The 19,392-nt window shown below is 52.0% G+C and carries 13 protein-coding genes; 8 read left to right on the forward strand and 5 right to left on the reverse strand.

The features are described from left to right. The first annotated feature begins 22 nt into the window (after nt 1-22). From BM184_RS08320 to BM184_RS08350, 7 genes are all read left to right on the forward strand, one after another. Complete coding sequence (locus BM184_RS08320) at nt 23-1,111, forward strand: glycerol dehydrogenase (RefSeq protein ID WP_086943301.1); 1,089 nt, start codon at nt 23-25, stop codon at nt 1,109-1,111. A gap of 5 nt (nt 1,112-1,116) precedes the next feature. Next, nucleotides 1,117-2,229, forward strand: coding sequence for an alanine dehydrogenase (gene ald, locus BM184_RS08325; RefSeq protein WP_086943302.1), 1,113 nt, complete (start codon nt 1,117-1,119; stop codon nt 2,227-2,229). A 131-nt stretch (nt 2,230-2,360) separates the two neighbouring features. Further along, nucleotides 2,361-3,437 carry a GntR family transcriptional regulator gene (locus BM184_RS08330; RefSeq protein ID WP_086943303.1) on the forward strand — a complete coding sequence of 359 codons (1,077 nt, stop codon included), beginning with the start codon at nt 2,361-2,363 and terminating at the stop codon, nt 3,435-3,437. A gap of 252 nt (nt 3,438-3,689) precedes the next feature. Next, nucleotides 3,690-5,300: a xylulokinase gene (locus BM184_RS08335; RefSeq protein WP_086943304.1), complete on the forward strand. Its 1,611-nt coding sequence runs from the start codon at nt 3,690-3,692 to the stop codon at nt 5,298-5,300. Between the two features lie 16 nt (nt 5,301-5,316). Beyond that, on the forward strand, nt 5,317-6,015 hold the full coding sequence (locus BM184_RS08340) for an L-ribulose-5-phosphate 4-epimerase (protein WP_086943305.1): 699 nt from the start codon (nt 5,317-5,319) through the stop codon (nt 6,013-6,015). Between the two features lie 13 nt (nt 6,016-6,028). Next, complete coding sequence (gene araA / locus BM184_RS08345; RefSeq protein ID WP_086943306.1) at nt 6,029-7,453, forward strand: L-arabinose isomerase; 1,425 nt, start codon at nt 6,029-6,031, stop codon at nt 7,451-7,453. Between the two features lie 108 nt (nt 7,454-7,561). Continuing rightward, the gene (locus tag BM184_RS08350) at nt 7,562-9,967 is read left to right on the forward strand and encodes a phosphoketolase family protein (RefSeq protein WP_086943307.1); all 2,406 of its coding nucleotides are present in this window, start codon (nt 7,562-7,564) and stop codon (nt 9,965-9,967) included. Nucleotides 9,968-10,300: 333 nt separating this feature from the next. Here BM184_RS08350 and BM184_RS08355 read toward each other — a convergent pair whose 3' ends face one another. Together BM184_RS08355 and BM184_RS08360 are read right to left on the reverse strand one after the other, a co-directional pair. Further along, nucleotides 10,301-12,082, reverse strand: coding sequence for an ABC transporter ATP-binding protein (locus BM184_RS08355; RefSeq protein WP_086943308.1), 1,782 nt, complete (start codon nt 12,080-12,082; stop codon nt 10,301-10,303). After that, nucleotides 12,063-13,820, reverse strand: coding sequence for an ABC transporter ATP-binding protein (locus BM184_RS08360; protein WP_086943309.1), 1,758 nt, complete (start codon nt 13,818-13,820; stop codon nt 12,063-12,065). Before BM184_RS08360 ends, BM184_RS08355 begins: the two co-directional genes overlap by 20 nt. Before the next feature lie 122 nt (nt 13,821-13,942). Here BM184_RS08360 and BM184_RS08365 point away from each other — a divergent pair, with 122 nt between their 5' ends. Further along, nucleotides 13,943-14,782 carry an AraC family transcriptional regulator gene (locus BM184_RS08365; RefSeq protein ID WP_086943310.1) on the forward strand — a complete coding sequence of 280 codons (840 nt, stop codon included), beginning with the start codon at nt 13,943-13,945 and terminating at the stop codon, nt 14,780-14,782. 387 nt (nt 14,783-15,169) lie between these two features. Here the strand turns inward: BM184_RS08365 and BM184_RS08375 are convergent, their stop codons facing one another. Genes BM184_RS08375 through BM184_RS08385 form a run of 3 tightly spaced genes read right to left on the reverse strand, consistent with a single transcriptional unit; the run spans nt 15,170 to nt 19,165 of the window. Then, complete coding sequence (locus BM184_RS08375; RefSeq protein WP_086943312.1) at nt 15,170-16,744, reverse strand: response regulator transcription factor; 1,575 nt, start codon at nt 16,742-16,744, stop codon at nt 15,170-15,172. A 15-nt stretch (nt 16,745-16,759) separates the two neighbouring features. After that, nucleotides 16,760-18,184 (reverse strand): sensor histidine kinase, encoded by a 1,425-nt coding sequence (locus BM184_RS08380; RefSeq protein ID WP_086943313.1) that lies wholly within the window; start codon nt 18,182-18,184, stop codon nt 16,760-16,762. Nucleotides 18,185-18,196: 12 nt separating this feature from the next. Beyond that, nucleotides 18,197-19,165, reverse strand: coding sequence for an ABC transporter substrate-binding protein (locus tag BM184_RS08385; RefSeq protein ID WP_086943314.1), 969 nt, complete (start codon nt 19,163-19,165; stop codon nt 18,197-18,199). Nucleotides 19,166-19,392 lie beyond the last annotated feature (227 nt).

Below are 19,392 nucleotides of genomic sequence, written 5' to 3' on the forward strand. Positions count from 1 at the left end.
CAAATGGAAAAGGGGCGCACATATGGCTTATCGTGTTTTTCGGTCGCCTAGTCGGTATATTCAAGGAACAGGCGCTATTGACGTATTAGGGAAGGAAGCGGACGTCTACGGGAAGAAGGCGTTCCTGCTCACGGACGATTTCGTATGGGGGTTGCTTCAGGAAAAAGTGGAACGGGCTCTGGAGGGTTTTCCCTATCATTATGAAGCATTCACTGGCGAAGCCTCGCTGGAAGAAATGGTCCGTTTGGCTGACGCGGTCGCCGATGCAACGGCGGATGTGATCATTGGACTTGGAGGAGGCAAAATCATCGACGTTGCGAAAGGCATTGCAGCTGCATGCGAATTGCCGGTCGTTATTGTCCCCACCACTGTTTCCACAGATGCACCGACCAGCGCGATTTCGGTGCTCTATACGCAGGACGGGTTGTTCGACCATTATCGTTTCTATGCGAAGAGCCCTGATCTGGTGCTCGTAGATACGCAGATTGTCACCCAAGCGCCGATCCGATTCTTCGCAAGCGGGATGGCGGATGCCTTGGCGACATGTGCAGAAGCATTGGCAACGAAAGCTTCCGGGGAAAATGCATTGGCCGGGGGATTGCCTACCATCGCCGGCACTGCCATTGCGCAGGCTTGCGAGGAAACCTTATTCCGTGACGGCCTCAGCGCGTTCGCTGATGTCCAAAAGGGCTTGGTGACGCCGGCTGTTGAGGCGATTGTCGAGGCGAATACGCTGCTGTCGGGACTGGGCTTTGAGAACGGCGGCTTGGCGGCAGCACATGCCATCCATAATGGCTTCACGGCCATCAAAGGCGAGGTCCATCGCTTGACGCACGGGGAAATAGTCGGCTTTTGCCTGTTGGTCCAACTCGTGCTGGAAGAGCGCCCTTATGAAGAATTCCAAAAATACAGCCGTTTCTTGGCGGCGATCGGCATGCCGACGACTTTGTCCGAGATGCATCTGACCGGAGCCACGCATGAAGAACTCGTTAAAGTCGGAAAACTTGCGGTGGCGCCAAGCAACACAATGAGAAATCTAAACAAAAACATAACGGCTGAGCAAGTCGCCGATGCCATTTTGGCGGTGGACGGACTTGTCGGAAAGGAATGATCGGGATGATCATCGGAGTGCCGAAGGAAATAAAAAATAACGAAAACCGGGTGGGTGTGGTGCCTGCAGGCGTGCAATTGCTGGTCCAGAACGGCCACCAAGTCTGGGTCCAATCCGGCTGCGGTGTCGGATCGGGATTCGAAGACAAACAGTACGAAAAGGCAGGGGCGACGGTGTTGGAAGACGCAGCCAAAGTCTGGGCCGCCGAACTGATCATCAAAGTGAAAGAGCCTTTGGAATCGGAGTACCCATACCTCCGCGAGGACCTGATTCTGTTCACGTACCTGCATTTGGCGGCCGCACCGGAGTTGACGAAGGCGATGCTGCAAGCGGGCATGACCGCGATCGGCTACGAAACGATGGTCGGCAAAAAAGGTGATTTACCGTTGCTCACACCGATGAGCGTTATCGCGGGCCGTCTTTCCGTCCAAATCGGCGCGCAGTTCCTGGAAAAACCATACGGTGGCAAAGGCGTTCTGTTGAGCGGCGTTCCGGGTGTAGCGAACGGGAAAGTCGTCATCATCGGCGGCGGTGTGGCCGGGCGCAACGCGTTGCAGATCGCATTGGGACTCGGCGCCCATTGCACAATCCTGGACGTCAGACCGGAGATCTTGACGGAAATCGAGAATTTGTACGGGAACGCGGTCATCACCCTGCTTTCGAACGAGTGGAACATTGCCCACGCCATCAAGGATGCTGACGTCGTCATCGGGGCTGTCCTGATTCCCGGCCGGAAAGCGCCGACGTTAGTGACCGAAGAAATGGTCAAAAGTATGCAGCCGGGTTCCGTGATCGTTGATATCGCGGTGGATCAGGGCGGTATCTTTGAAACCGAAGACCGCACGACCACACATGATGATCCGGTTTATGAACGGCATGGCGTCCTGCATTATGCGGTGCCGAACATGCCAGGCGCCGTTCCGCGCACTGCTACGATTGCGTTGACGAATGTCACGTTGCCTTATGCAGTGGAAATCGCGAGTCAAGGCGCGCGGCAAGCGGCGGCAAAAAATCCGACCATCCTGACCGGATTCAACGTGCACAGAGGCAAGTTGACGAACAAAGATGTCGCCGAATCAATCGGCGCAGTCTATACCCCAATCGAAACTTTGTTGTAAAAGGCACCGGATTTCCTGAGATATCAAACAGGAAGTCCGGTTTTTGCATAGAATTCGTCAACGCGCACTTGTATTTTTCCGGTTGGTTTACTATACTATTTGTACGGACATATACAGAGGGAGAACATGCCATGAAAACAAAATACCAGGTGATTGCCGATGAGATACGCTCAAAAATACTTTCGAACGAATTTGTGGTAGGCAAAGTCATTCCGCCCGAACTGCAGCTGCAGAAGGATTATGGGGTCAGCCGCCATACCGTCCGGGAAGCGATCGCCTTGCTGGTGAATGAAGGCTTTTTGCGCAAGGAGAAAGGTTCCGGGACCTATGTCGACGATACGTATCAGAGGCGTGGTGACGGGGTGTCATCCAGCAAAACGATCGGCGTCATCACGACTTATCTGTCGGACTATATTTTCCCATCTATCATCCGCGGCATCGAGCAGAAGTTGCGGGAGAATGGCTACTCTTTGCTGCTGGCGAGCACGAACAACGACGTCGATCAGGAGCGGGAGTGTCTGGAACAGATGCTCAGCCAAGGCGTTTCGGGGCTGATCGTGGAACCGACAAAAAGTAACCAATACAATCCGAATTTGGCTTATTACCTTTCCTTCAAGGAACGCGGCATACCGGTCGTCATGATCAATGCCTATTACGAAGAACTTTCGGTCCCATTCATTTGCGTCAATGACACGAAAGCGGGCTACCTTGCCACGAAACATCTATTCGAGCAGGGCCATCAGCATTTGGCGCTGATCACGAAGATCGACGACCTGCAAGGGAAGTACCGGATGAAAGGCTTCATCAAAGCCCACGAAGAGATGCGTACAAATTTCGATCCGAAAAATGTGTATACATACACGACCGAAACCAAAGGGCAAGTGTTCCAGACGATTCGGGAGAAGCTGGCGAGCGATCAGGAAGTCACCGGCATCGTCTGCTACAACGATGAAGTGGCGCAGGGCTTGATCCAAGCGCTTGCTGACATGGGCAAACGGGTGCCGGAAGATTATTCGGTGATCGGCAATGATGACTCGTTCTTGAGCACGGCAGGCAGCATCAAGCTGACGACACTATCCCATCCGAAAGAGGAGTTGGGAGCGGCCGCTGCCGAGTGGATCATGTTGGCCGTACAGCAAGAAGTGACAGGCAATAAAATATTCGAGCCGGAACTGATCATCCGCGATTCGGTCAAACGGATCCAATAACTAAAAAAGAAGCTATCCCTTGAATCGGGATGGCTTCTTTTTTATTGCTGTATCAGGTTTTTGACCGATCTTGGGGCTGCGTTTCGGAAGTGAGCGATGCACAAACGACAGGAAGTCGCTTGTGCATTATTTTTTTGTGTTCGGACAAATATCCGATTTATCTCTTTACATGTACGGACATATAGAATATAATATGGCTAAGAAGAACGGACAGCATCCGGAAAGGGTGCACCGCAAAGAGGAGGAAATATTTTGACTGAGAAGTTACAAGCGATAGTCACTGATATCGAATCGCGGCAGACGAGCATCGGAATCGAATTCGGCTCCACCCGCATCAAGGCGGTACTGATCGACTCCCGCTTCGCTCCGATCGCATCCGGCAGCTACGAATGGGAAAACCAATTGGTGGACGGCATCTGGACGTATTCATTGGACCAGATTTGGAAGGGCCTTCAAACAAGCTACGCAGAATTGACGCGCGAGGTCAAAGAGAAATACGGCGTGACCCTGACCGCGGTCGGATCGATCGGTTTCAGCGCGATGATGCACGGTTACATGGCGTTCAATCAGGAAAATGAGTTATTGGTGCCGTTCCGGACTTGGCGCAATGCGACTACGGCTGATGCCGAAAAGGAATTGACCGCACTGTTCAAATACAATATCCCGCAGCGCTGGAGCATTGCCCACCTGTATCAAGCGGTTTTGAATAAGGAAGAGCATACAAATGAAGTCGCTTTCTTTACGACTTTGGCAGGCTACATCCATTGGCAACTGACAGGCAAGAAAGTTTTGGGGATCGGTGATGCATCCGGGATGTTCCCGATCGATGTCGAGAAGAAAAATTATGACGGAAGGATGATTGATCAGTTTGATGCATTAGTCGCAGAAAAAGGCGCGACTTGGAAATTGGCGGATCTGCTGCCGGAAGTATTGTTGGCAGGGGATGCGGCCGGGAAGCTGACGGAAGCGGGAGCCAAACTGCTCGATCCGACAGGCACACTCGAAGCGGGCATCCCGTTGTGTGCGCCGGAAGGGGACGCCGGAACCGGTATGGTCGCCACGAACAGCGTGGCGGAACGCACCGGAAATGTTTCCGCAGGGACCTCGGCATTTGCGATGATCGTCTTGGAGCAGGACTTGAACGAAGTGCATCCGGAAATCGATCTCGTGACGACACCGTCAGGCAGTCTGGTCGCAATGGTCCATACCAATAACTGTTCATCCGACATCAACGCCTGGGTCAAGCTTTTCCGGGAGTTCAGCGAGGCTGCCGGTTTCGCGATTGATACGGACAAATTATTCGCCACTCTGTTTAACAAAGCGCTTGAAGGCGATGCCGATTGCGGCGGATTGCTCTCGTATGGTTATTACTCAGGCGAGAACATCACTCACTTGGCGGAGGGCCGGCCGTTGTTTGTCCGCACACCGGAAAGCAACTTCAACTTGGCCAACTTCATGCGCGTGCACCTCTTCACAGCTTTCGGGGCAATGAAGATCGGCATGAACATCCTGAAGCAGGAACATGTCGCAATCGACAAGATCGTCGGCCATGGCGGCATCTTCAAAACCCCTGAAGTCGGACAGAAAGTGTTGGCTGCTGTCATGGACGCACCAGTCACCGTAATGGAGACGGCCGGAGAAGGCGGCGCATGGGGCATCGCATTGCTGGCTGCCTACACTGACCGCAAAGAACCGTCAGAGACTTTGGATGCATTTTTGGACAAGAAAGTATTCGGTGCCGATGAAGGCATCACGATCGCTCCCGATGCGCGCGATGTAGAAGGTTTCGGAACCTTCATCGAACGTTACCAAAAAGGATTGGCGATCGAACAGGCTGCAGTCGAGCATTTGAGTTTGAGATAGAAGGGAAGGAAACATCTTGCTGGAACAATTAAAAGAAGAAGTTTTTCAAGCCAATCTGGAATTGCCGGAACGGGGACTGATTAAATACACGTGGGGAAACGTCAGTGCGGTCGACCGAGAAAAAGGCTTGTTCGTCATCAAGCCCAGCGGTGTCGGCTATGACGACATGCAGGCGAGCGATATGGTTGTCTGCGACTTTGAAGGCAACGTCATCGAAGGGGATCTGAACCCGTCATCCGATATGCCGACCCATGCTGTCCTGTACAAAGAATTCCCGGAAATCGGTGCAGTTGTGCACACGCATTCGACTTGGGCAACGATTTGGGCGCAAGCTGGATTGGATGTGCCGGCCATGGGCACGACCCACGCCGATACCTTTTACGGCACGGTCCCCTGCGCCCGTTTCTTGACGCAAGCCGAAATCGACAGGGGTTACGAGGAAGAGACGGGAAACGCAATCGTGGAAACGTTCCGCGAACGCGGCATCAAACCGATGGAAGTTCCTGGCGTGTTGCTACATGGGCATGGACCCTTCACTTGGGCCAAAGACGCCAAAGGGGCAGTATTGAATGCGGTCGTATTGGATGAAGTCTGCAAAACCAATCTGTTCGCCCGTCAATTGAACGTCTTCGCGGAAGAACTGCCGCAACGCATTCTGGATAAACATTATTTGCGAAAACACGGAGAAAACGCCTATTACGGGCAAAAAAAATAGGGGAGCTGAAAATATGTTAGAAGTAGGAAAAAAAGAATTTTGGTTCGTAGTCGGTTCACAACATTTATACGGTGAGGAAGCTTTGCAAACAGTAAAAAACAATGCAGCGGTCATCGTGGAAAGCCTGAACAACAGCGGCAAACTGCCTTATCCGCTTGTGCTGCAAGAATTGGCGGTAACGCCCGATACAATCACGAAAATCATGAAAGAAGTGAATTACCGTGATGATGTGGCAGGTGTCATCACTTGGATGCATACCTTCTCGCCAGCCAAAATGTGGATCCGCGGCACGAAATTGTTGCAAAAACCGTTGTTGCATCTGGCGACTCAATTCAACGAAAGCATTCCATGGGCAACGATCGATATGGATTTCATGAACCTGAACCAAGCAGCACATGGCGACCGCGAGTACGGCTTCATCAACGCGCGCCTGAAAAAGAACAACAAAGTCGTTGTCGGCTATTGGGAACGTGAAAATGTCCAAACCCAAATCGCAGAATGGATGGACGTTGCGGTAGCTTACAATGAAAGCTTCTCCATCAAAGTGGCGCGTTTCGGCGATAACATGCGTAACGTTGCCGTGACCGAAGGCGATAAAGTGGAAGCACAAATCCAATTCGGCTGGACAGTCGATTACTACGGTATCAGGGATTTAGTGGACTATGTAGATGCGGTCGAAGATGCAGAAGTCGATGCTTTGTTCAATGAATACAAAGATTTGTATGATTTCGACTACGGCGACTATGAGCAAGGCAAATGGGAAGCGCACGTAAAAGTACAGGCACGTCAAGAAATCGGCATCCGTCGTTTCTTGGAAGCGGGCGGATACACTGCCTTTACTTCAAACTTCGAAGATCTGCATGGTCTGCAACAGCTGCCTGGTTTGGCTGTGCAACGTCTGATGGCAGAAGGCTACGGATTCGCAGGCGAAGGCGACTGGAAAACAGCAGCAATCGACCGCTTGATGAAAATAATGTCCCACAACATCGACACTGGCTTCATGGAAGACTACACGTATGAAATGGCTGAAGGCAGAGAAGCGATTCTGCAGTCGCATATGTTGGAAGTCGATCCAGGTCTGGCAGTCAACAAACCGAAAATTCTGATCGCACCATTATCGATGGGTAACCGTGAAGAGCCTGCCCGCCTTGTCTTCGATGGTAAAGCAGGGGACGGCGTTGTCGTTTCGATGGCTGACTTCGGAACGCACTACAAGTTGTTGGTGAATGAAGTTCTTGCTTTTGAACCGTCTGAGGCAGCTCCGAACCTCCCTGTCGCACGCGTCCTTTGGGAAGTGAAACCGAATTTCCATGACGGCATCCGCGCTTGGATCGAAGCTGGCGGCGGTCACCACACTGTCGTTTCATTGAGTTTGAGCACAGATCAGATTCTGGCTTGGGCAAAACTGGTCGGTCTTGAGGTAGCTTTAATCAAATAGTTTTTTTCGATCGGTTTGACAGGAAATCGTCAAACCGATTTTTTGGAGGATATTTGTGAAAGTGTTCGCAAGCGTTTTCAATAATAAAACTGAAAAGGAGCAACAAAAATGACTGCATTTGATTCAAAAGAGTATCTGGACAAGGTGGATGCCTTCTGGCGCGCCGCTAATTTCATCTCCGTGGGACAACTGTACCTGAAGGACAATCCCTTGCTGCAACGCCCGATCGAGGCGACCGATGTGAAGCTGCATCCGATCGGCCACTGGGGAACCATTTCCGGACAGAACTTCATCTATGCCCACTTGAACCGCGTCATCAACAAATATGACCTGAATATGTTCTACGTCGAAGGTCCGGGGCATGGCGGCCAGGTCATGGTTTCGAACTCCTATCTGGACGGTTCCTATACGGAAATCTATCCGGACATCACCGAGGATCTGGAAGGCTTGACGAAACTCTACAAACAATTCTCCTTCCCCGGCGGGGTCGCTTCCCATGCGGCACCGGAAACACCCGGATCGATCCATGAAGGCGGCGAACTCGGCTATTCGCTTTCACATGCAACAGGAGCCATCTTCGACAATCCGGAAGTGATCGCAGCGACTGTCGTTGGCGATGGGGAAGCCGAAACCGGCCCGTTGGCGGCAGGTTGGTTCTCCAATGTGTTCATCAACCCGGTCACGGACGGGGCTGTCTTGCCGATCCTGTATTTGAATGGCGGCAAAATCTCCAACCCGACCATCCTCGACCGCAAATCGAACGAAGAACTGACGCAGTACTTTGGCGGCATGGGCTGGGAGGCGTTGTTCGTGGAAGGAACCGAACCGGAAGCGGTGCATCCGATCATGGCGCAAGTGTTGGATACGGCTGTTGAAAAAATCAAAGCGATCCAAACGGAAGCCCGCAAAGGCGCCGCTGCCGAAGCGAAGATGCCGGTTTGGCCGGTCATCATTTTCCGCACACCGAAAGGCTGGACGGGTCCGCAAACTTGGGACGGCGAACCGATCGAAGGCGGCTTCCGTGCCCACCAAGTGCCGATTCCGGTGGATGCGCACCATATGGAACACATCGATGCGCTGGTGGACTGGATGCAGTCCTACCGTCCGGAAGAACTGTTCACTGCGGATGGCCAACTGGTGGCTGAATTGAAAGAAATGGCACCGAAAGGCGACCGACGGATGGCTACGAATCCGATCACGAACGGCGGGATCAATCCGAAACCGCTCATCATTCCGGATTGGAAGCAGTATGCTGTCGACACGACCGTACCGGGCGCAGTCATTGCCCAGGACATGATCGAATTCGGCAACTTCGCACGCGATCTGATCGTGGATAATCCGGATAATTTCCGCATCTTCGGACCGGATGAAACCAAATCGAACCGTCTGAACAAAGTCTTCGAAGTGACGAACCGCGTCTGGATGGAAGCGATCGATCCTGCTTATGATGAATGGCTTTCTCCATCCGGCCGTGTCATCGACTCGCAGTTGTCCGAACACCAGGCGGAAGGTTTCCTGGAAGGCTATGTCCTGACCGGTCGCCATGGTTTCTTCGCAAGTTACGAAGCCTTCCTGCGCGTGGTCGATTCGATGATCACCCAACATTTCAAATGGTTGCGCAAAGCCAAAGAACAGACGTGGCGCAAACGCTATCCGTCCTTGAACCTGATCGCGACTTCTACCGTGTTCCAACAGGACCACAATGGCTACACCCACCAAGATCCGGGTCTGTTGACGCACTTGGCTGAGAAGAAACCGGAATTCATCCGCGAATACTTGCCGGCAGATGCGAACTCCTTGATGGCCGTGATGGCGGAAACGATGGCTTCCGAGGAACAGATCAACCTGATCGTGTCTTCGAAACACCCGCGTCCGCAATTCTACTCGGCTGAAGAAGCAGAAGTATTGGTGAAGGATGGCCTGAAAGTGATCGACTGGGCTTCGACTTGCGGAGGCGAAGAACCGGATGTCGTGATCGCGGCAGCAGGAACGGAACCGAACCTGGAGGCACTTGCGGCAGTCACGATCCTGCACAAACAGTTCCCGGCATTGAAGATCCGTTTCATCAACATCGTGGACCTGTTGAAACTGCGCCATCCGGACGTGGATCCGCGTGGTTTGAGCGACGAAGAATTCGACGCCTATTTCACGGCCGACAAACCTATCGTCTTTGCCTTCCACGGCTTTGAAGGCTTGATCCGCGACATCTTCTTCGATCGCAACAACCATAACCTGCACATCCACGGCTACCGTGAGAACGGGGACATCACGACACCGTTCGACATGCGGGTATTGTCTGAGATGGACCGCTTCCACCTGGCGCAGGATGCGGCCAACGCCGTCTATGGCGAAGAAGCGGCAGACTTTTCGCAACGGATGACGGAAACAGTGGACTTCCATCACCAGTTCATCCGCGAGAACGGCGAGGACATTGCGGAAGTCATGGAATGGAAATGGGAAGCTTTGGAAGGTGCTGCAGCAACCAAAGAGCTGGTCGCAAACAAAGCGGACTGACGTAAGAAAGACTGTTAAACAATCAAAAAGATGCGTTTCCGGCCTTGGAGCAGTTGCTCCAACGGTCGGCAGCGCATCTTTTTCGGATATTTTTTGTAAATGGAGAAGCTGCCGGGAAATACGGCAATAATCATGTTAGTGGGACCGCGTTGCGGTCAGGTTGTCCGATTCAATCGGGTTATCGGACAACGCGGACTACTGAAACAAGTTGGATGTCCGATTCTATGGATTAATCGGACAATCCGATCAGCCGAAGCATGGTGGTTGTCCGATTCGATTGCGTTATCGGACAACCTGATCAGACAGTGCGTTCAGCTATGCGGCTACCGTCATTCACACGGCCTGCAGCAGGTCGTATTGGGATTGGTAGAGATGGTGATACAGGCCTTTTTGGGCCATCAGCTCTTCGTGGGTGCCGGCTTCGGCGATGTTGCCGCCTGCCACGTAGAAGATACGGGAGCTGTTTTTGATCGTCGATAGTCTATGGGCGATGATGAAGGAAGTCCGGTCTTTCAGCAATTTCTGGAGACCTTCCTGCAGCAGTTCCTCTGTCCGGGTGTCGATGCTGGCGGTCGCTTCGTCGAGAATCAGGATTTTCGGATCGGCAAGCAAGGCCCGCGCAAAGGAAAGCAACTGCCGTTGGCCGGCCGAAAGGGTGCTGCCGCGCTCCTCCACAACTGTATGGTAGCCGTCCTTCAGGTGTTGGATGAAGTCATGTGCGCGCACAACCTTCGCCGCTGCGATCACTTCCTCCTCGGTGGCATCCAGCTTGCCGTAGCGGATATTTTCCAGAATCGTACCGGAAAAGATGAAAGTATCCTGCAGCATGACGCCCATTTGGCTGCGCAAAGAGCCGAGCGTGACATCGCGGACATCGTGACCATCGATTTTGACGCTGCCTTCATTGATGTCGTAGAACCGGCTCAGCAGATTGATGACGGTTGTTTTGCCCGCACCCGTTGGCCCGACCAAAGCGATGCTCTGGCCAGGTTCGATATGGAAGTTGACCTTGTGCAGAATATCTTTGCCTTCTTCATAACGGAAGGTGACATTCTCGAAATCGACTGCACCTTTGACAGGAGGCAACTCATAGGCGTCCGGCGCATCCTGGATGGAAGGCACCTCGTCCAGTGTTTCAAAGATGCGCTCCAAATAGGCCGTGGCAGTGATCAAGGAATTATAGAAGTTCCCGATATTGATGACGGGATTCCAGAAATTATTGATGTAGCCGATGAAGGCAATCAATGTTCCGGTCGAAACGGATACACCAATCTGACGGATGCCCACAAAATAGATCAGACAGGTCGTCAGTACTGAAATATTCAGTACACCCGGCCACATCAGGAATTGGATTTTGACGGCTTTCATCCATGAAGTCCGGTATTCCTCGCTGACTTCATTGAAGATGTCATAATTGACCTGTTCGCGGGCAAACGATTGGGTGATTTTGATTCCCGAAATGCTTTCGTGGATATAGGCATTGAGATTGGACTGTTTGTTGCTCAAAATCTGAAAAGCTATCCGCTGGCGCTTCTTGATGAACAGCACCAATCCGAACAGTACCGGCAGTAAGGCCATACTGTATAAGGTCAATCGCACATCGATGAGGAGCATGAAGCCTAATGTGATCACTACGTTGAAAAGGTCCGAAATCAGATTGATGAGACCGTTACTCAACAGGTCGCTCAGCGTATTGATGTAATTGACTACGCGGATCAGGATTTTGCCGTGGGGCCTGTTGTCGAAGTAAGCGAACGGCAAGCGCTGCAGATGAGCAAAAATATCGTAGCGCATGTCCTTCAGAATATCCTGGCCGACTTCGGTGATGGCGTAGATCCGGTAGCGCATGCACCCGCCGATCAGGACAAGGGAAAGGATGAAGATGCCGCCCAGTCCCAGCAACTGTTGCACGTTTCCTGCGGGTATCAGGTCATCGATTGCGATTTTTGTGAAGTAAGGTCCCGCCATGCCGGCGATGTTCGCCAAAATGATGGTAGCCAATATTTTTGAAATTGGTTTTTTGTAGGGCTTGATGTAGCCGGCCAAGCGCCGGTAATGGCCCCAGTTGAATTCTTGCTCTAAACTTTCATCGACATCATACGTATTGCGTGCCATTGGTTTCCCCTCCCGTCAATCCGAGTTGTTTGCAGTAAACGTCATAGTATTTGCCGCGCTTCGCCAACAGTTCCGCATGGGTTCCTTGTTCGACGACTTGGCCTTTTTCCATCATCAGGATCAGATCCGCATCCCGCACCGACGAAATCCGGTGGGCGATGATGAAGGTCGTTTTGTTTTCCGTCAAGCCAAGCAATTCCTGCTGGATCTTCGATTCGGTTTCCATGTCGACCGCCGAAGTGGTGTCGTCCAAAATCAGGATGGCCGGATCCTTCGCCAATGCCCGGGCCAAGGAAATGCGTTGTTTTTGACCGCCCGACAAGCCCACTCCCCGTTCGCCGATGATAGTGGCGTATCCTTGGGGCATGCTGGTTATGAAGCCGTCCGCATCGGCAATCCGGGCCATCTGTTGGATATAGGAGCGGTCCACCTGCGGATTGCCGAAAGCGATGTTATCCTCGATCGTATCCGAAAACAAGAAGACATCCTGCATGACCATGGCGATGTTTTCCCGCAACTGGCGGACCGGATAGTCCTTGGCATTTTTGCCGTCGATAAGGACGGTTCCCGAAGTGGGATCGTAGAATCTTCCCACCAGATTAACAAGCGTCGTCTTGCCTGAGCCTGTTTCGCCCAAGATCCCCAACGTCTGTCCGGGACCTACCGTAAAGGAGACGTGCGACAGAATATCCGTTCCGGGATCATCGGAGAAGGCGAAAGAGACATCGTCGAATGTGACGGTCCCCTTGATCCGCTGGTGCTCTTGGACAGCCGTTACAGGAATCCGCGCCTCTGTGTCCAGCATGTCACGGATTTTGACGCAGGCGGCGGAGAAGCGTTGCACATCGTTGATGAGCCATCCGCTCATGCGCATCGGCATGTTCAGCATCCAGAGGAAGCCATTGAAGGCGACCAGGTCCCCCATCGACATTTCCCCGCGGATGACGTACAAGCCGCCGAGCACCAAAGCTATCGCGTTCAGTGTCCCGGCAAAGCCGTCGAGCCAAGGGAGATACGTGCGGGATACGGAAGCGGAATCCAGATTGCGGCGCTTGAAGTCCTCGTTGTGCTTCGTGAATTTTTCGATTTCATGGTCTTCCCTCGCGAACGCTTTGACGATGCGGTTGCCGCCGATGTTTTCTTCCACCATCGAATTCAGGCGGGAGAAGCTTTCCCTGATCTGGAAAAACAGCGGGAAGGCTTTCTGGGACATCTTTTGCGTCAGGATGAAGATGATCGGTGTGACTGCCACCAAAGCCAGCATCAGCGGAAGGTGGATTGTGCCCATGACTGCGACGGCCATCACGAACCAGAGGATGCTTTCCAGGATGTTGTAGGTGACCCAGGAAACAAAGTGACGGATAGCATCGGTATCCCCGGTCATCCGGGCCATGATATCCCCGACCCGGGTATGGTTGAAGAAGTCGAAGTCCAACTCCTGCAGTTTCCGGTACATATCCTGGCGCAGCACAAAGAGTGTGTTTTGGCCGATCCGCTCAAACAGCATCTGGTAGCTGTAGCGGATGGTCGTCCGGAAGAGCGTGATGCCGATCATCAATGCCAAAATCGGCACCAATAAATTATCCTGCCCGCCATCGATGACTTTGTCGATCAATTCCCCCGCCAAGAGCGGATTGACGATGATCAGGAGGGCATTCAGGAAAACAAATAATAAAGCCAGTAAGCTTTTGGATTTGTATGCACGTGCGTAGCGCCAAATCCATTGATAATGATTCATAAGACAGTCCTCCTCAAAAAAGTGTATGTTAACAGGTTACTGTTTTTTTTAGGAATGAGAATGGCTTTTCTTCGTCAGATTCCTGTACAATATAAGGGTATTCAACAGAAAGGACTTTTGCGATGGCCTATACACACGTACAAACATTCAATCCTGAAATTCTGTATGCTTTCGATCCGTTGAACGAAGCCGGAAACTATTCCAAAACGCACAGCCATAACTTTCTGGAAATCAGCATCCTGCTGGAAGGGGAGGCCGATTACTTGGTGGACGGGGAACGGCAGGACTTGGGAACCGGCACCGTCATGCTGTTCAACCCGGGCGTGAAACATGCGGAGCGACAAAAAGAGGGTACGTTTTCGCATCAATTGCATATCGGCTTGACGAATCTTTCACTGAACGGGCTTCCGCGCAATCATTTCCCGAATAAGCGCGCTTTGCTGGATCTCGGCTGTTATGCGGATGCCTTTATGGAGAAGGCCTGGCGGGTGACGAAGGAGTTCAACGAGCAGCGGAGCGAATATCAGCTGATGGGGAAAGGACTGATATTGGAGATGCTGGGGTTGTTGCTGCGCAGTCTGGAGGACGGATCCGACAATACGATCCCTTTGGCACTTTCGCAGACGGCCGTGCGTCAACAGCATCTGGTGAATCACGCTGTCTATTATCTGGAAAACCACCATTCCGAAGAAATCACATTGGAACAATTGGCGCAGCAACTCTTCGTCAGCCCGGCCCATCTTTCAAAAATCTTCAAGGAAACTACCGGATTGAGTCCGATCCATTACCTGATCCACGTGCGCCTGAAGCATGCGAGGGAACTGCTGAAGCAGGAAGAATGGACCATCAAAGAAGTGGCACAGGCTGTCGGTTACCAGGACGCGTACCACTTCAGCAAATTGTTCAAGAAATACTACGGAACCGCGCCTTCGCAAGTCGCCAAGGAACAGCGGACGGTGTAGGAAGTATCGTCAACAAGAAAAGGGCTGTATCAGAACCAGAACAGAATTTTCTGGATTTGATACAGCCTCTTTATATGGAAATTTAATTTACGCTCAGAGATAACCCGCCTAAACCCATTTGGCGGGCAAAAATGTCCAAGGGCACCACGAGATACCCCGCCAAAACCTATTAGGCGGGGTAAAACGTCTGAAGACAACACGATATTCCCCTTCAAAGACAATTTAGCGGGGAATTTCACGCCCTAACCCCCTAAACGCGAATCATCACGCTCTTGTAAACGCGTTCTGAATCCCAGAAATTTCCGCCTAAGCTGACTACCACACGAGGACAAAAAGCGTCCTCTTTGTGTTAGTCCTCTTAGTGCTCGATTTCTAGAGCGGGATTCATCACGCTCTTGTATGGGTACGGCGAAATTCTTTTGGAGTGACGCCTTCGCGCTTTTTGAACAGGTAGCTGAAATAATTGGGATCGTTGTAGCCGATGTCCATCGCGATGGCGGACAGTTTGTCATCCGTCCCGACCAACAACTCTTTCGCATGCTGCAGTCGGCATTCGGTCAGGAAGTCGATGAAAGTCTGCCCCAAGGACTGCGAGAAAATGGTACTGAAATGCGACGGGCTCAAGTTTACGGCCTCAGCCACGACATTCAGGGAGATATCCGGATCGGTAAAGTTCTCCTTTATGAATGCCAAGGCCTTTTGGATGACGCTCTGATACTTCACCATGGAAGGGTGGATGTGGGCCGCCATCAGGAAAGCCAGCAGCTTTTCGATGATCTGGGTATATTCCGCGGCATCGGCCGCCACCGCCGCCAATTGATCAAGGTCGTTCATTTTTTCAAGCAAAGGCTGCTCCGAACCGGGCTTCTTTTTTTGGACAAGATTGCCCAATTCGGTCAGCACGAAAAAGCGGAAGAGGCGGTTGCGTTCTTCAGTGTCCCCGGGCGTTCCCTGAAGCTCCAGTACCAGTTCCTCCAATTCATCCGCTTCGGTCTGGGCAATTTTCTGGGCCAGATCGAGTTTGAAAGGATTCGTCGGGGAAACTTCGCCGTCCTTGATGTCGTCCTCGTAGCTGATGATCCGTTCGGTACGCAGCACGCCGTAGGTCTGGAGCATATTCTGCGTGTAGCGGTAGGCCTGCGGAATTTCGCTGAGCCGTTCGACGATCGGTCCGATCGAAACGATCAGGTCCTCCGCTTCTTCGTCCTTCAGTTCATGGACGAGCGTCTGAGCCAGTTGGTAACTTTTTTCCAACAGCCTGTCCGTATCGCTGTCCATCAGCAGAAACTTGATGAAGCGCGATGAGATGCTGGAGAAAATGATGCTCTCGTCCGCTCCGAAAAGGAAATGCAGATAATTGCTGAAACGGAAGTAATCATCGAAATTTTTGTCGTAATGATTGGTGGCCAACACGACGCAGGTCTTTTTCCCGACCACAGAGCGCTTCAAGGCGGCGGATTCCTGCAGCACTTCCGGAACCGACAAATCACCGCGGAAGATACCGTTCAGAAAATGATTTTTTTTCAGCTCGAAGACGAAATTATCCGCATGCGTATCCCGTTCCATGACAGGCTCTTTTTGTTTGTCCAATACCGCGATGACGTTTTCGAGGGTTTGGATCAGCTCGGTGTCTTTGATCGGCTTCAGCAGATAGGCATCCGCCTGGACTTGGATGGCGGTGCGCGCGTATTCGAAGTCATCGAAGCCGCTGATGAAGATGATGCGGATCCAGGGGAAGATCTTCCGGACTTCCTTGGCCAGACTGAGGCCGTCCATGAAGGGCATCCGGATATCGGTCAGCAGGATATCCGGTTTGACGTCCATGATCGAAGCCAAGGCCATTTCTCCGTCTGAGGCTTCCCCTGAAAATATCAGCGGGTGTGTTTCGGCGAGGGACAGCAGTTGGTTCCGCAGGCTGTCGCGGATCAGGTGCTCATCCTCGACAATAAAAACTTTATACATGCTTGTTCGCTCCTTTTAGGTAATCTTAGGTACTGTCACTGTGACGGTCGTGCCTTTTCTGTAGGTGCTGTCGATATCCAGAGAAGCATGGTTGCCGTAATACAACAACAGACGCTTCCGGACGTTGTAAAGGCCATAACCGCCTTCGCCGGAATCATCGACAGTGGCTTGATCTAGCCGTTTCCGGATTTCGAGCAGACGCTCCGCCTGCATACCGATGCCGTTGTCCGCCACGAAGAATTGGATTGTGTCATTTGTATAGGTCGCCGCGACGGTCACTTTCCCGGCTCGGCGGACATGCTTGGTTCCGTGGTAGACCGCATTTTCGACCAACGGCTGCAGGATCATTTTCAGCACTTCCGTCTGGAGGATTTCCTCGGGGATATCGATGGCGAACGTCAGCATGGCGCCGTAGCGGATCTGCAGAATCGTCAGATAATCTTCGACGTGGCGGATTTCTTTCTCGATCGTGATCCAGTCCTGGCCTTTGCTCAAGGAAATGCGCAGGAAGTCGGAGAGGGCGTAGGTCATCGTCTTCACCTGCTCGCTGTTGCCTTGTTCAGCCAAGGACAGGATGGCATCCAGGGTATTGTAGATGAAGTGGGGCGTAATCTGCGCCTGCAGGACCCGCAGTTCGCTCTGGGCCAGATCGAATTGCTTCACGGCGTTTTCTTCGATCAGCACATGCAGATTCCGGGCCATGTCATTCATGCTTTCCGTAACGACGCGCAATTCAGCGACTTCCGGCTCTTTTGCGCGGTAATCCAGATGGCCTTGCGACAGTTCCTCGGAAAGGACGATCAGATCGTTCAACGGCTCCTGGATCTGCTGCGTCAAAAAGCGGTTGTTCTTCCGGGCATAATAGACGATTATCAGGACGATGACGAGCTCAAAGAGGATCAGATAATAGAGCGATACAAGCATGTCATCGCTGGTTTTCCCGGCAAGTTCGATTTCGACGCGCACAAAGTCCTGCAGGATAGCATAAAGCAGGACCGTGACGGCATCGACTTGGACCATGATGGCTTCATTTTCAGCGAACGGCCGTCCGTTGGCGATATTGCTTTCCATTTCGGAAATGTAATTGTCCAGTGTATCCAAGGTCCGCAAAGCGACATCCAGTGTGGCGGCTTCCTTGGCGGTGGTGGTGTTGGCCTGGATTTCTTCGATGGCCAGCCGCACCTTTCCTAGCTCGTTGCCGGACTCGTAATCGGTGACTTGGATGAGGCCGAAGACCAGGTCCCATAGTTCCTCCAAAACATTTTCCTGGACGATTGTCGAAACGGCATTCGCTTCCTCGACGTTCGCCAGTGCGCTGCGGTAGATCAGGATATTGCGCGTGTAAAAGATGCTTATGACCAGCAAGGGTATCAGGGTGATGCTGAAGAGCAGGCGATTGGTCTGCTGGAAAATATCTTTGATGCTGGCTATTTTTTCCATCACGTTGCCTCCCTAATATTCCCTTGGCGGAATGCTGTCGAGATTCCCTTTATCGGAGAAGACCGTTTCGGGCATGTAAATTTCATCAGGGATGGTATTGCCGTTCAAATAACGCTTGATGGTGTTGCGGACATACCAGCCGGCGTTCGGATTGCATTCGACGACGCAATTGACCTTGCCGGCGCGCAGGTTTTCGATCATCTCCGCTTGGCCGTCGATCGTGACGATGAGGATGTCCTGACCGGGGACGATGCCGTTTTCTTCCATGACCTCCAGCATACCCAGCGTCATCTCGTCGTTATGGCTGTAAAGGACATCGATGTCTTCCCAACCGTTCTCCTCGATGTATTTCCGGAAGACATCCTTCGCCTTGGAACGGATAAAGTCCCCTTCCAATGAGGCTTTGATGCTGATCCGCGAATCGCGGCTGATCACTTCCATGAACCCCTCGCTGCGGAAATTGGTCGGTGAAGTATTCGCAAGCCCTTTCATTTCCAAGATCTTCACGGAGGACTGGGAGCTGTTTTGGAAATGATTGGTGATGTAGAGTCCCGCCCGGTTTCCTTCAGCTTTGGAGCTGGAACCGATGTGCGTCAAATACAGATTCTCTTCCGCTGTGCGGATATGCCGGTCGACAATGATAACGGGTATGCCCGCAGCTTTTGCTTCCAACAAAACAGCATCCCAACCATCCTCCATGATCGGCGTGAAGACAATCATATCTACTTTATAGGCAATGAAGGTGCGCATGTCCTGGATTTGGCGGTCTTGGTTCATGAAGCCGTTCCGGTACAGCACTTCGTAGCCTTCTTTATCCAATTCTTCTCTTATTGATTCTGTGTGGCGCTTGCGCCAATTGCTCTCCGTTCCGGATTGCGAGAATCCGATGACGATGTTCCCCGGCTCTTCTTCCGCATCAGGGCTGTTCGCGCAGCCGCCGACAACAAAGAGCAACAGGAGCAAATGCAATAGGTACTTCATGGCGGGAAACTTCCTTCCTATATATATCGAAATTAAAACGCTGCCATCGAATAGTTTAGCACAGTTTATCAGGCCTTCGGAAAAAAACAAAGAAAATCGGAAAAAATCCATATGGAAACGGATACAAATCAGTAAGAATATCAAGAAACTGGAAAAGATAGTGAATGTAAGCGGTATCCGATAAAGGTACAATACGTATATCAAATAAAACAGCAGTGGAGGAATCA

Source organism: Trichococcus pasteurii, from assembly GCF_900112935.1.
Lineage (GTDB): Bacteria > Bacillota > Bacilli > Lactobacillales > Aerococcaceae > Trichococcus > Trichococcus pasteurii.